Here is a 15,862-nt window from a genome sequence, read left to right as displayed (position 1 = left end):
CGGCGTTCAGGAACGGCCGAGCTCCTGATTGATGAAATCGAAGATCTCGTCGTCCGAGGCCGCATCCAGCTGCTGGGACACGGCGGACTTCGCATCGGCCTCGGCCGCCCCGCCCAGCTCAGACAGGATGCTCCGAAGACGGGCCTCGACGAGCCCCCTGGCGGCGTTCTCTGGGGAAAATCCTGAAATCGCGCTGGCGAGACGCTCCAGGTCAGCGAGTACGGCGGCCTCCGGCTCGGCGTCCGCGGCGCCGAACAGGGTGTCGTGTACATGCTCCGCGAGAAGCTGGGGCGTGGGGTAGTCGAAGACCAGGGTGGCGGGGAGCCGCATCCCGGTCTCGGCGTTCAGCCCGTTCCGCAGCTCGACCGCGGTGAGCGAGTCGAAGCCCAGGTCCCGGAACGCCTTGACGGGCTCCACGGCCTTCATCTCCCGGAACCCGAGAACGGCAGCGGTGTGGCCACGTACAAGATCGAGTACGGCCTGCGCGCGCTCCACCGGGGACACTCCGGCGAGCCGGTCGACGAAGGACCGCCCCGCGCCCCCGTCCGCCTCCGTGGCCGTGCCGCCCACGGCGTCGGCGACCTCCGGCAGGTCCGCCAGCAGCGGACTCGGACGGGCGCTGGTGAACGCAGGGGCAAACCGCTCCCACTCCACGTCCGCCACGACCGCCGACCCCTCACCGGCACGGGTGACCGACTCCAGAGCCGACACCGCGAGGGCCGGGTCCAGCGCCCTCAGCCCACGCCGCAGCAAGTGCTCCTCCGCGCCGTCCGCGGCGACCATCCCGCCGCCGGCCCACGGGCCCCATGCCACCGCACAGCCCGCCCCACCTCGCGCCCGCCGGGCCTCCACCAGCCCCTCGACGAAGGCGTTCCCCGCCGCATAGGCCGCCTGGCCACCGCTCCCCCACACCGCGGCGATCGACGAGAACACCACGAAGGCGTCCAGCGTCCGATCGCGCAGCGCCTCATCCAGCACCACGGCGCCGGCGACCTTCGCCCCCATCACCTCAGCGAAATGCTCCGCCTCCGCGTCGCCCAGGGAAACCGAATCCACCGCACCCGCGGCGTGCACGACGGCATCGATGGAGCACCCGGACAGCAGCTCCCGCACGGCTTCCCGATCCGCGACGTCACAGGCCGCCACGGTCACCCGCACACCGAGCGCCGACAACTCGGCCGCCAGCTCCGACGCCCCCGGAGCCTCCTGGCCCCGGCGACTGGTCAGGACGACATGGTCCGCACCACGCTCGGCCGCCCACCGCGCCACCCGAGCACCGAGCGCGCCGGTACCGCCCGTGATCAGCACCGTCCCCCGCGGCCGCCAACCGCCGGCCACGTCCACGGCGGGAGCCGGCGCATGCACCAGCCGCCGCCCGAACGCTCCGGACGTCCGCACGGCCACCTGATCCTCGGAGCCGTGCGCGAGGACCTGGGCCAGCCGGTCGAGCACCCCGCCCTCCACGGCCTCCGGCAGATCCACCAGACCGCCCCACCGATCCGGGAACTCCAGCGCCGCCACCCGGCCCAGGCCCCACACCGCCGCGCCGACCGGGTCCGGTGCGGCATCCGGACCGCCGACGGCAACAGCCCTCCGCGTCACCACCCACACACGACCGCCGACACCCGCGTCCCCGAGCGCCTGCACCACCACGGTCGTCCACCACACACTCGCCGGCACCCCACGAGTGATCTCCCCCGCCACGCCGCTCGGCAGCACCATCACACCCGCGACGGCTTCACCGCTGAACTCCGCACACCGCTCGGCCAGCGCAACCCGGTCCACGTCCGGGCCGCACTCCACCCGCTCGACCTGGACCCCGCACGCAGCCAAGCCCTCCAGCACCGAAGAGGCCCAGCCCGACTCCGTCGCGGCCTCGGGGACCACCACCAGCCAGCGCCCGGACGGCTTCTCGCCGGCCGCCGCACCGAGCGGCTTCCACTGCACGCGATACCGCCAGCCGTCCACCGCCGACCGCTCACGCTGCTGCCGCCGCCACGTCGACAGGGCGCTCAGCGCCTCGTCCCACGAGGCGTCCCCGGCAATCTCCAGTTCCCCGGCCAAGGCATCCGGGTCCTCGCGCTCGACGGCCTCCCAGAACCACGCGGCCCCGTCATCCGCCGGCTGAACCGCCACGGCGCTCGCCCCCGTCGCCGGGGTGCTCGGCCAGAAGGGCTCGTGCTGGAACGCGTACGTGGGCAGATCCACCCGCCGCGCCCCGGGAAAGAGCACGTCCCACTGCACCTCCGCCCCCCTGACGAACATGCCGCTGATCGCCGCCACCAGGGCTTCCGACTCCAGCCGGTCCTTCCGCAGCGCGGGCAGCAGGAGCAGTTCCGGGCGCTCGGCACAGGCCTGCGCCATGGCGGTCAGCGTCCCGTCCGGCCCGATTTCCAGGAACCGGGACACGCCCTGCCGCTCCAGCCACCGCACGCCGTCGGCGAATCGGACCGCCTCCCGCACATGGCGCACCCAGTATTCAGCGGAGGCCAATTCTCCCGCCCCGGCGATTTCACCGGTCAGATTCGAGACCACCGGAATGCGCGGCTCAGCGAACGACACGCCCTCCGCGACCGCCCGGAATTCCGCCAGCATCGGCTCCATCAACGGCGAATGGAACGCATGACTCACCCGCAGCCGCTTCACCTTCCGGCCCTCGGACTCGAAATGCCCGGCGATCTCCGCGACCGCCGCTTCCGCACCGGAAACGACCACCGCCTGCGGACCGTTCACCGCAGCGATGCTCACCTGCTGCTCCCTCCCTTCCAGCAGCGGCATCACCTCGTCCTCGGTGGCCTGAAGCGCGACCATCGCGCCGCCCGCCGGGAGTGCCTGCATCAACCGGCCGCGGGCCGCGACCAAACGGCAGGCGTCCTCCAGCGACAACACGCCCGCCACATGTGCGGCCGCCAGTTCTCCGATGGAATGACCCACCAGATAGTCCGGCCGCACGCCGAACGATTCCACCAGCCGGAAAAGCGCCACCTCGATCGCGAACAACGCCGGCTGGGTGAAAGCGGTTTGATTCAGCGCCTCCGCGTCGTCACCGAACACCACACTCCGGAGCGACGACCCCAACTCGCCGTCAAAGCAGGCACATACGGCGTCGAAGGCGTCCGCGAAGACCGGGAAGGTGTCGTACAGCTCCCAGCCCATGCCCAGTCGCTGCGCCCCCTGCCCCGTGAACAGGAATGCGGTCCGCCCGTGGCCCTTCTCGCCGCGTACGACTCCGCCGGCCTTTCGGCCTTCGGCCAGCGCGGTCAGCCCCTGTACGGCCGTCTCGTGATCGTCGACGAGAAGCACGGCTCGGTGGTCGAATATCTCTCTCGACGTGGCCAGGGAGTAGCCCACATCGTCGGAGGCATCGAGCGGGAACCGTTCGAGGTGTGCCAGGAGGCGGTGCGCCTGTGCCGTCAGGCCGGCCTCGTCACGTCCTGAAATGACCCAGGGCACGGCCGGCAGCTTGAGCGGCTTCGGGCTTTCCGCACTCTCCGCCGTGTCGTCGATCGCCGGAGCTTCTTCGATGATCGTGTGGGCGTTGGTGCCGCTGATGCCGAACGACGACACACCCGCCCGACGGGGCCGCTCCCCCTCCGGCCACGCCACGGCCTCGGTGAGCAGCCGCACATCGCCCGCCGACCAATCCACGTGCGAGGACGGCTCATCGACGTGCAGCGTCCGCGGCAGCACACCGTGCTGGAGCGCCAACACCATCTTGATCACACCCGCCACACCCGCAGCCGCCTGCGTGTGCCCGATGTTCGACTTCACCGAACCAAGCCACAACGGCTGCTCCCCGCTCCGGTCCTGACCGTAGGTCGCCAGCAGGGCCTGGGCCTCGATCGGGTCACCCAGCGACGTACCCGTGCCATGTGCCTCGACCACATCCACATCCGACGGCGACAATCCCGCACCGGCCAACGCCTGACGGATCACCCGCTGCTGCGACGGACCATTCGGCGCCGTCAAACCATTCGACGCACCATCCTGATTCACCGCAGAACCCGCCACCACAGCCAACACCCGATGCCCAAGACGCCGCGCATCCGACAACCGCTCCACCACCAACACACCCACACCCTCGGAAAACCCCGCACCATCCGCAGCATCCGAAAACGCCTTACACCGACCATCAGCAGCCAACCCACGCTGCCGACTGAAATCCACAAACAACCCCGGCGTCGACATCACCGTCACACCACCCGCCAAGGCCACATCACACTCACCCGCACGCAACGACTGCACCGCCAAATGCAACGCCACCAACGACGCCGAACACGCCGTATCCACCGTCACCGCAGGACCCTCAAGCCCAAACGTGTACGACAACCGCCCCGACACCACACTCGCCGCATTACCCGTACCGATATACCCCCCCAAATCCTCCTCACCCGACGCCACCAACAACCCCGTGTAATCCTGACCATTCGTCCCCGCAAACACCCCCGTACGAGAACCCCTCAACACACCAGGAACAATCCCCGCCCGCTCAAACGCCTCCCACGACGCCTCCAACAACAAACGCTGCTGCGGATCCATCGCCACCGCCTCACGCGGCGAAATCCCGAAAAACCCAGGATCAAAACCATCAACCCCCGGCAAAAACCCACCCGCACGCGTCGACACCTTCCCCGGCACACCCGGCTCAGGGTCATACAAACCCTCAACATCCCACCCACGATCCACCGGGAACGGCACCACACCATCCCCACCCTCAACCAACAACCCCCACAACTCCTCCGGCGACCCCACCCCACCCGGGAACCGACAACTCATCCCCACAATCACCACCGGGTCATCCGACAGTGCCGCCGCCGTCGGCATCACGGCTCCCGCAGCAGCCGCCTCGTCCCCGTCGGACAACGCTTCTTCCAGGTAGCGGGCCACCACCAGCGGAGACGGGTAGTCGAAGACCAGCGTGGCGGGCAGCGGCAGCCCCGTGGCCGCCTGCAGTTGGTTGCGCACTTCCACGGCGGTCAGGGAGTCGACGCCGAGTCCGCGGAAGTCGCGGGTGGGCTCGATCGCCTCGGGGCCCGGGTGTCCGAGGACGAGTGCCGACTGCGTGCGCACGAGTTCCAGGAGCGCGGCTCGCCGCTCGTCCTCCGACAACCGGGCGAGCCGGGACCGCAGGGCGTCCGCCGGTGACAGCGCCACCGTCGAGGAGGCAGCCGTACGACGCGCACTCCTCCCCAACAGGCCACGCATGAGCGGCGGAAGAACGCCCGCGACGTCCTGCTCCCGCAGCATCGTGTGATTGAACTGGACGGGGACGACCACGGGCACGGCCGTGTGCCGGGCGGCATCGAAGGCCGCAAGGCCCCGCTCCTCGGTGAAGGGCGTGATGCCGCCGCGGGCCATGCGTTGCAGGTCGGCTTCGGTCAGTTCACCGGTCATGCCGGCGTTCGGAGCCCAGGCGCCCCAGGCCAGCGACCTGGCGGGCAGTCCCGACCCGCTGCGCCGGCACATCAAGGCGTCCACGAACGCATTCGCCGCCGCATAGTTGGCCTGGCCCGCACTGCCGAAGGTGCCCGCCACCGACGAGAACACCACGAACTCCGCGAGGTCCGCTCCGCGCGTCAGCTCGTCCAAATGCACCAGCGCGTCCACCTTCGGCGCCAGCACCGCGTCCATGCGGGCGGGCGTCAGCGAGGTCACCATGCCGTCGTCCAGCACACCGGCGGTATGGACGACAGCGGTCAGCGGATGCTGCTTGGAAACCGACTCCAACAGCCCACTCAACGCCGACCGATCAGCAAGATCACACGCCGCAACCGCCACCTCGGCACCCAGACCCGCCAACTCCCCACACAGGTCACCCACACCAGGAGCATCCGGACCACGACGGCTGGCCAGCAACACATGCCGTACCCCATGCTCGGCCACCAAATGCCGCGCCACCAACGCACCCAAACCACCCGTACCACCCGTGACCAACACCGTCCCCTCACCATCAAGAGGAACCGGCATCGTCAACACCACCTTGCCCACATGCCGGGCCTGACTCAGGAACCGGAACGCCTCCGGCGCCTTCCGCACATCCCACGCCGACACCGGCAACGGCTCCAACACACCCCCCTCGAACAACTCCCGCACCTGCGCAAACATCTCCCCGATCCGATCCGGCCCCGCCTCGATCAGATCGAACGCCTGATACCGCACACCCTCAAATCCGGCAGCCACCTGCTCAGGGTCACGGATGTCGGTCTTACCCATCTCCAGGAAACGACCACCCCGCGGCAACAACCGCAACGAAGCATCCACGAACTCCCGCGCCAGGGAATCCAGCACCACATCCATACCCCGGCCACCGGTCGCCGCCAGGAACGACCCCTCAAAATCCAAATCACGCGACGAGGCGATATGCGCCTCGTCCAGACCCAACGCACGCAGCGTGCCCCACTTACCGGGACTCGCGGTGGCAAACACCTCCGCACCCAGATGCCGCGCCAACTGCACCGCAGCCATCCCCACACCACCCGCACCCGCATGCACCAGCACAGACTCACCCGCCTGTACTCCACCCAACTCCACCAGAGCGAAGTACGCGGTCAAGAACACCACCGGAACCGACGCCGCCTGCGCGAACGACCACCCCTCCGGAACCCGGATCACCATCCGCTCATCCGCCACCGCCACCGGCCCGAACGCAGACGGGAACAACCCCATCACCCGATCACCCGGGGCGAAGCCGATGACACCGGGGCCGGTCTCGGTCACGACGCCGGCGCCCTCCAGGCCCAGCGCGCCCGCGTCCCCCGGGTAGGTGCCGAGGACATTCAGCACATCGCGGAAGTTGACCCCGGCCGCACGGACCGCGATGCGCACCTGTCCGGGCTCCAGGGCTTCCGACGTCTCGGGGCGCCGCACCAGGCGCAGGCTCTCCAGCGTGCCCTCATCGGCGGTCTCAAGGCTCCAGCCGTCCTGCGGCAGGCCCGGCACGGACAGTTCATCGCGCCGGATGTTGCTGCTGAGCCTCGGCAGATAGGCCGTGCCGTTCCGCAGGGCGAGTTCGGGTTCTCCCGAGGCGAGGGCGGCCGGCAGCGCGGCCTGCGAGGCTTCGGTGCCGTCGACGTCGACCAGCACGAAGCGGTCGGGGTGCTCGATGCGTGCGGCGCGGACGAGGCCCCAGACCGTGGCCTGGGCGGGGTCGGGCCGCCGCAGTTGCGCCGGGACGGCGTTCCGTGTCACCACCACGAGGCGCGCCGCGGAGTACCGCTCGGCTGCCGTCCACTCCTGAATGCAGGCCAGGGCCCGATGCGCGGCGTCCCGGGCGGCGGCCGGGGTCACGGCGGAGTCGTCGGTGCGGGCGTCGAGGCGCAGCGCGACGAAACCGGGCTGGGCGTCGTCCGGCAGGGAGCCGAGGTCGTGGAAATCGACGAGTCCGGGAAGGCCGTCGGAGCTGTCGCCCACGAGGTCGACGGGGTCCACGGCGGTTTCGGGCAGGCGGGTCCAGTCGACCCGGTGCAGGGCATCGGAGTGGCTGCTGCCCTGCCAGGCGCGGTGGAAGGTGTCCGCCGTCATCGGCCGGCGGGTGAGGGCTGCGATCTCGGCCACCGGCTGTCCCACGGCGTCCGCGAGTTGGAGCGACACCTCGTCGCCCGCATGCGCCGAGATGCGTGCCCGCAGGACGGTGGCTCCGGAGGCGTGCAGCTTCACGTTCTGCCAGGAGACCGGCAGTTGTCCGAGGGCGGCGGTCTCGTCCGCTTCGAGCGCCAGGGCGTGGAGGACGGTGTCCAGCAGGGCGGGGTGCAGTCCGAAGGACGAGGCGTCCGACGATTCGGCGAGTTCCACCGTGGCGAAGAGGTCGGCGTCACGTTGCCATACGGCGCGCAGCCCGCGGAAGGAAGGCCCGTAGGCCACTCCTGCGTCGGCGAAGGCTTCGTAGAGACCGTCCGTCGGGACGGGCCGGGCGCCTTCCGGGGGCCAGACGGCGAAGTCGAAGGTCTCGCGGTGCTCGCCCGCGCCGAGGAGGCCGGTGGCGTGCCGGATCCAGGGTTCCTGCGCGGCACCGGTGCTCCCGATGCGGCAGGAGTGGATGGTCAGTGCGCGGGTGCCGTAGATGTCCGGCTCCTGGATGCGCATCTGCAGCTGGACGGGTTCGTGGGCCGGGAGTACCAGCGGGGCCTCGATGGTGAGCGACTCGACCTGGTCGCTGCCGGCCTGGTCGGCGGCGCGGAGCGCGAGTTCCAGGAAGGCCGTGTTGGGGACGAGGAGGGAGCCGTCGACGACGTGGTCGGCGAGCCACGGGTGGTGCTGCGCGGAGAGCCGGCCGGTGAAGACCAGGGAGGAGGAGTCGGCGAGCGTCATGGTGGCCGCGAGCAGGGGGTGTTCGGCTGCTTGGAGTCCCGCGGAACCGAGGTTCGTGGCGTCGGTGTGGGCGAGCTGGAGCCAGTACCGCTGGTGCTGGAAGGCGTAGGTCGGCAGGTCGGCCTGTCGGGCGCCGGTGCCGGCGAAGAGGGTGGCCCAGTCGACGGGGACGCCGTGTGCCCAGGCGTGGCCGAGTGCGGTGAGGAGTCCCGTCACCTCGGGACGGCCCTTGCGGAGGGCGGGGACGAGGAGATGGTCCGTGCCCGTGTCGTCACCGAGGCAGCTCTGCGCCATCACGGTCAGCGTGCCGTCCGGACCGATCTCCAGGAACCGGGTGACCTCGTTCTCGACGAGCCGGCGGATGCCGTCGGCGAAGCGGACGGCGCCGGCGACATGCCGCACCCAGTAGTCGGGGGACATCAGCTCGTGTGGCGTGGCGAGTTGGCCGGTGAGGTTCGAGACGACCGGGATGCGGGGTGCCTCGAATGTCAGGCTCTCGGCGACGGTGCGGAACTCGTCGAGCATCGGCTCCATCAGCGGGGAGTGGAAGGCGTGGCTGACCATGAGTCGCTTGGACTTCCGGCCCTCGGAGGCGAAATGGTCGGCGATGGCCGTCACCGCCGCCGTCTCGCCGGAGAGCACGAGGGACTGCGGACCGTTGACCGCGGCGATGTTCACCCGCTGGTCCTGGTCTGCCAGTAGCGGCACCACCTCGTCCTCGTCGGCCTCCAGCGCGAACATCGCGCCACCCTCGGGGAGTGCCTGCATGAGGCGACCGCGGGCGGCGACCAGGCGGCAGGCGTCCTCCAGCGAGAGCACCCCCGCCACATGCGCGGCCACCAACTCTCCGATGGAGTGACCCACCAGGAAGTCGGGGCGGACGCCGAACGACTCCATCAACCGGAAGAGCGCCACCTCGAAGGCGAACAGCGCCGGCTGAGTGAAAGCCGTCTGGCTCAGCGCCTCGGCGTCGTCGCCGAACATCACCTCGCGCAGCGGCGATTCCAGCTCACCGTCGAAGTGTGCGCAGGCCGTGTCGAAGGCATCCGCGAAGAGGGGGAAGGAGTCGTACAACTCCCGTCCCATTCCTGGGTGTTGGGCTCCTTGTCCGGTGAACAGGAAGGCCAGGCCGCCGGCGGAGGCGGCCATGCCTTCGACGACGTTGCTCCGTGGTGCGCCGTCGGCGAGGGCCTGGACGCTGTCGAGGAGTGTTTCCCGGTCCTGGCCGAGCACGAGGGCCCGGTGTTCGAAGGGGGACCGTGTGGTGACGAGCGAGAATCCCACGTCCCGCGGGTCCAGTTCGGGGTGGGCGTGCAGATGGGCCGACAGGCGCTCGGCCTGTGCCCTGAGTGCCGCCTCGCTGCGTCCGGACAGGACCCAGGGCGCGAGGGCCGCCGGTGCGGGCGCGTCCGGGCTTCCGTCCTGGGTTCCGTCCTGGGTTCCGTCCTGGGTTCCGTCCTGGAGTTCGCCCTCGGTTCCGTCCCCGGTCTCGTCCGTCGGGGGTTGTTCGAGGATGACGTGGGCGTTGGTGCCGCTCACGCCGAAGGACGAGACGCCGGCGCGGCGGGGGCGGTCCGCGTCCGGCCAGGGCACGTCCTCGCTCAGCAGCCGTACGTGACCGGCCGACCAGTCCACGTGCGAGGTCGGCTCGTCCGCGTACCGGGTCCGCGGCAGGATGCCGTGCCGGAGGGCCTCCACCATCTTGATGACGCCTGCCACACCTGCCGCGACCTGGGTGTGGCCGATGTTCGACTTCACGGAGCCCAGCCACAGCGGGCGGTGCGCGTCGCGGTCCTGGCCGTAGGTGGCCAGGAGTGCCTGTGCCTCGATGGGGTCGCCGAGGGTGGTGCCCGTGCCGTGGCCCTCGACCGCGTCGACGTCGGATGCCGAGAGCCCGGCGCCGGCCAGTGCCTGCCGGATCACCCGCTGCTGGGAGGGGCCGTTCGGGGCGGTGAGGCCGTTGGAGGCGCCGTCCTGGTTCACGGCGCTGCCGCGGACGACCGCGAGGACCCGGTGGCCGTTGCGCCGGGCGTCCGAGAGGCGCTCCACCAGGACGACACCGGCGCCCTCGCCCCAGATGGTGCCGTCGGCGGACTCGGCGAACGCCTTGCAGCGGGCGTCGCCGGCCAGACCGCGCTGCCGGCTGAACTCGATGAACGCGCCCGGCGTGGACATCACGGTCACCCCGCCGGCCAGGGCGAGGTCGCAGTCGCCCGAGCGCAGCGACTGCACCGCCAGGTGGAGGGCGACCAGCGACGAGGAACACGCCGTGTCCACGGTGACCGCGGGGCCCTCCAGGCCCAGCGCGTAGGCGACGCGGCCGGACACCACGGCGCCGGAGCTGCCGGTGAGCAGATGGCCCAGGAGGTCGTCGGGCATCTCGACGGCGCCCGAGCCGTAGCCCTGGTAGCTGCAGCCGACGAAGAGTCCGCTGCGGCTGCCGCGCAGCGACAGCGGCGCGATGCCGGCCCGTTCGACGGCTTCCCAGGAGATCTCCAGAAGCATCCGCTGCTGGGGGTCCATGGCCAGGGCCTCGCGGGGGGAGATCCCGAAGAAGCCGGGATCGAAGTCGCCGGCGTCGGCGACGAAGCCGCCCTCACGTACGTAGCTGGTGCCCGGGCAGGTGGACTCGGCGTCGTAGACGGCGTCGATGTTCCAGCCGCGGTCGTCGGGGAAGGGCGTGATGGCGTCGCCGCCGTCGGCGATCAGCTGCCAGAGGTCGTCCGGTGACCGTACGTCGCCGGGGTAGCGGCAGGCCATGCCCACGATGGCGATCGGCTCGTCGGCCGCCTGCACGGGGAGCGCGAGTGCGGCGGTGTGCTGCTCCCCGAGGTCTCCCAGGAGTTCGGCGCGCAGGTGGCGCGCCAGTGCCGGCGGGGTCGGGTAGTCGAAGACGAGCGTCGGGGACAGCGGAAGGGTGACGGCCGTGGAGAGGGTGTTGCGCAGTTCGACGGCGGTGAGGGAGTCGGTGCCGAGTTCCTGGAAGGTGCGGGTGGTGTCGACGGCGTCGGGGCCGGGGTATCCCAGGACGGCTGCGGTGGTCCGGCGCACCAGGCGGAGCAGGTGTTGTTCCTGATCGGCGGGGGTGCGCAGGGTGGCGAGGACGCTGCGGATGTCGTCGGCCGGGGTGTCGTGGCCGGGGTTCCGGTCGGCGGCTTCGGGCAGTTTGCCGAAGAGCGCGTTGCGGCCGGCGGGGAAGAGGTCCCAGTCGATGTCGGCGATGACGAGGTGGGTCTCGCCTTGGTCGAGTGCCTGGTGCAGGGCGACCAGTGCGGTGTCCGGCTCCATGGGCGGCAGGCCCGCGCGGCTGAGCTTGGCGCGCAGGGTGGGGTCGGCCGCCATGCCGTCGTGGGCCCAGGGGCCCCAGGCGATGCTGGTGGCGGGCAGGCCGTGGGCGCGGCGGTGCTGGGCGAGGGCGTCCAGGCCGGCGTTGGCCGCCGCGTAGTTGGCCTGGCCGGCCGCGCCGAGGGTGCCGGCGATGGAGGAGAAAAGGACGAACGCGGTCAGGTCGTGGGTGCGGGTGAGGTCGTGGAGGTTCGCGGCGGCCTCGGTCTTGGGGCGGAGCACGGTGGCGAACCGTGCGGCGTCCATGGTGGCGAGGGTGCCGTCGTCGAGGACGCCCGCGGTGTGGAAGACGCTGGTGAGGGGCTGGTCTTCGGGGAGGGAGGCGAGGAGGCGCGCCAGGGCGTCGCGGTCCGCGGGGTCGCAGGCGGCGAGGGTGGTGCGGGTACCGAGTGCGGTGAGTTCGGCGACGAGGTCCTCGGCGCCCGGGGCGTCGGGGCCACGGCGGCTGATGAGCAGCAGGTGGGCGGCGCCTTCGCGGGCCAGTTGACGGGCGAGGGCGGAGCCGATGGTGCCGGTGCCGCCGGTGATCAGTGTGGTGCCGGCCGGCGTCCAGGCGGAGGAGTCGCGGGGCTGCTCGGGGCGGGGCGCCCGGACCAGGCGGCGGGCGAAGAGTCCGGAGGCGCGAAGGGCGAACTCGTTGTCGTGGGCGGTGTCGTGGCCGGTGTCGTGGGCAGGGCCGTGGAGCACCGCGCACAGGCGGTCCAGGGCGCGTTCGTCGAGCTGTTCCGGCAGGTCGACCAGGCCGGTCCAGTGGTCGGGGTGTTCGATGGCGGCGCTGCGGCCCAGGCCCCAGACGGTGGCCTGCTCGGGGGCGCCGAGCGGGTCGGAGCGGCCGATGCTGACGGCGCCCCGGGTCGCGGTCCACAGCCGGACGGGGGCGTCGGTGCGCAGCAGTGCCTGGATGAGGGCGCCGGTCAGGACGAGGGCGGCGGGGGTGTCGGGGTGCTGCGGGTGGCGGGCGGTGCCGAGGCCGAGGAGGGAGAGGACGTTCAGCTCGTCGGGGCCGTGGTCCGGGGCGCGGGTTTCGTCGAGGCGTTGTGCTATGTGGTCGGCGTCGGCGTCCGGCGGCAGGCTCAGGGTGGTGACGGTCGCGCCGTGCGCGGCGAGTGCGGTGGTGAGGGCGTCGGCGACGTTCCGGTACCGCTCGGGGTCCGTGGCGGGGAGGACGAGCAGCCAGTGGGCCGGTGCGGTGGCGGCGGGGCCGGGGTCGACGGGCTCCCAGTGTTCGGCGTAGCGCCAGGAGCGGGCGGTGGAGTGCTGCTGCTGGTCGCGGTGGAAGGCCGCGAGTGCGGGGACGACCGGTTCGAGGAGGGAGCGGTCGAGGCTGAGGCTGTCGGCGAGTTCGGGCAGGTTCTGCTGCTCGACGGCGGTCCAGAACGCGGAGTCGGCCGGCCGGGCGGCGGGGGTGTCCTCGGGGGCGGGGGCGTGCAGCCAGTAGCGGGAGCGCTGGAAGGCGTAGGTGGGCAGGTCGACGCGGCGGGCGCCGGGCAGCAGGGCGGCCCAGTCGAGGGGGACGCCGGCGGTGTGCAGCCTGCCGACCGTGGTGAGCAGGCTGAGGGCTTCGCGGGTGTTCTTGCGCAGGAGGGGGGTCAGCAGCCGGTCGCCGTCGGGCAGGCAGGCCGCGGCGAGTGCGGTGAGGGTGCCGTCGGGGCCGAGTTCGACGAGCCGGGTGACGTTGCGGTCGGCGAGGGCGCGGACGCCGTCGGCGAAGCGCACGGCCTCACGGGCGTGGCGTACCCAGTAGTCGGGGCTGCACAGTTCGTCGGCGGTGGCGAGGCGGCCGGTGACGTTGGAGACGAGGGGGATCTGCGGCTGCCGGTAGGTGAGGTCGCGGGCGGTGGCGCGCAGCTCCGCCAGCATCGGGTCCATCAGAGGCGAGTGGAAGGCGTGGCTGACCCGCAGGCGGGAGACCTTGCGTCCCAGGTCACGGAAGTGGCCGGCGAGGGCGTCCACGGCGGCTTCGTCGCCCGCGATGACGGTGGCGTCGGGGCCGTTGACCGCGGCGATGCTCACCCGGTCCGCGGTGTCCGCGAGCAGCGGCCGCACCTCGCCCTCGGTGGCCTGGAGGGAAGCCATGGCGCCGCCGGGCGGGAGCGCCTGCATCAGCCGGCCGCGGGCCGCCACCAGACGGCAGGCGTCCGGGAGGGACAGCACGCCGGCGATGTGTGCGGCGGCCAGTTCGCCGATCGAGTGGCCCATGACGACGTCGGGCTTGACGCCCCAGGAGGTGAGCAGCCGGAAGAGGGCCACCTCGACGGCGAAGAGCGCGGGCTGGGTGGTGCCCGTTTGGTCCAGCGGTGCCGGGTCGTGGCCGAAGACGGTGTCGCGCAGCGGCCGTTCGAGCTCGGGGTCGAGGTGTGCGCAGGCGGCGTCGAAGGCCTCGGCGAAGACGGGGAACGTCGCGTACAGCTCACGGCCCATGCCCAGGCGCTGGGCGCCCTGGCCGGTGAACAGGAAGGCGGTCTTGCCGCGGAGGGGGGTGCCGCTGACGGCGCCCGCGGCGTGCGGGCCCTCCTCGGCGAATGTGGTCAGCTCGCCACGGAGTTCGGCCGGGTCGGTGCCGAGCAGCACCGCACGGTGCTCGAAGGCCGAGCGGGAGGTGGCGAGCGAGTACGCCAGGTCGTAGGGGTCGGTGTCGGGGTGGCTGTCCAGGTGCGCGCGCAGCCGGCCGGCCTGTGCCCGCAGGGCGTCCGCGCTGCGGGCGGAGAGCACCCAGGGGATGTGGGGAAGGCGGTCCGCGGTGGCGGGCGGGGTGGCTTCGGAGGCCGAACCCCCTTGCGCCGAGGGGTCGTTCGCGTCCGTGGCGTCCGTCGCTGCCTCTTCGCCGTCCGCCGTGGGCTGTGCGGCGCCGTCCCCCGGTGTGCGGTCTGAGTCCTGGGGGGCCTGTTCCAGGATGGTGTGGGCGTTGGTGCCGCTGATGCTGAAGGAGGAGATCGCGGCGCGCCGCGGCCGGGTGGTCTCCGGCCAGGTCACGGCCTCGGTCAGCAGCCGGACTCGGCCCGCGGACCAGTCCACGTGGGTGGAGGGACGGGCGGCGTGCAGGCTCTGCGGCAGGACGCCGTGCCGCAGGGCGAGGATCATCTTGATCACGCCGGCCACGCCCGCGGCCGCCTGGGTGTGTCCGATGTTGGACTTCACCGAGCCCAGCCACAGCGGCCGGTCGTCCGGGCGGTCCTGGCCGTAGGTGGCGAGCAGCGCCTGCGCCTCGATGGGGTCGCCGAGCGTCGTGCCGGTGCCATGGGCCTCGACGGCGTCCACGTCGGCGGCGGACAGTCCGGCGCCGGTGAGCGCGGAGCGGATCACCCGCTGCTGGGCGGGGCCGTTGGGGGCGGTCAGGCCGTTGGAGGCGCCGTCCTGGTTGAGGGCGCTGCCGCGCAGCAGGGCGAGCACGGGGTGGCCGTTGCGGCGGGCGTCGGAGAGCCGCTCGACGAGCAGCATGCCGGCGCCCTCGCCCCAGCCGGTGCCGTCGGCGTCGTCGGAGAACGGCTTGCAGCGGCCGTCGCGGGCGAGTCCGCCCTGCCGGTCGAACTCGACGAACGCGGCCGGGGTGGACATGACCGCCACGCCGCCCGCGAGCGCCAGATCGCATTCGCCGGCCCGGAGGGACTGTGCGGCCAGGTGCAGGGTGACCAGGGAGGAGGAGCAGGCGGTGTCGACGGTGACGGCGGGGCCTTCGAGACCGAGGGCGTAGGCGACCCGGCCGGAGACGACGCTGCCCGTGGTGCCGGTGAGGATGTGCCCTTCGACGCCTTCGGGGACGTTGCCGCGCAGCCCGGAGCCGTACTCCTGGTTGCTGCAGCCCGCGAAGACGGCGGTCCGGCTGCCGCGCAGCGTCATGGGGTCGATGCCCGCCCGCTCCAGGGCCTCCCAGGACACCTCCAGCAGGAGCCGCTGCTGGGGGTCGGTGGCCAGGGCCTCGCGCGGGCTCATGCCGAAGAACTGCGGGTCGAACTCGTCGGCGGTGTGGACGAAGCCGCCGCGGGTGGTCGTCGCGTCGAGTGCGCCCAGGTCCCAGCCGCGGTCGGCGGGGAGGTCGGACAGTGCGTCGGTGCCGTTCGCGAGCAGCTGCCAGAACTCCTCGGGCGTCTGCACGCCGCCGGGGAAGCGGCAGCTCATGGCGACGATGGCGAGGGGTTCACCGGCAGCGTCGACCAGCTGCTGGTTCTGCTTGCGCAGCCGGTCGTTCTCCCGCAGCGAGGCCCGGAGGGCT

At 71.9% G+C, this 15,862-nt stretch carries 1 protein-coding gene; it reads right to left on the bottom strand.

Going from position 1 to position 15,862, the window contains the following annotated elements; genetic code table 11:
• Positions 1-6 precede the first annotated feature (6 nt).
• The gene (locus ACQP17_RS33485; RefSeq protein ID WP_433860076.1) at positions 7-15,846 is read right to left on the bottom strand and encodes a type I polyketide synthase; all 15,840 of its coding nucleotides are present in this window, start codon (positions 15,844-15,846) and stop codon (positions 7-9) included.
• Positions 15,847-15,862 lie beyond the last annotated feature (16 nt).

Source organism: Streptomyces kronopolitis (genome assembly GCF_050953795.1).
Taxonomy (GTDB): Bacteria; Actinomycetota; Actinomycetes; order Streptomycetales; family Streptomycetaceae; genus Streptomyces; species Streptomyces kronopolitis_A.
The sequence above is the reverse complement of the archived record's forward strand: the minus strand, read 5'-3'. Positions and strand labels throughout refer to the sequence as shown.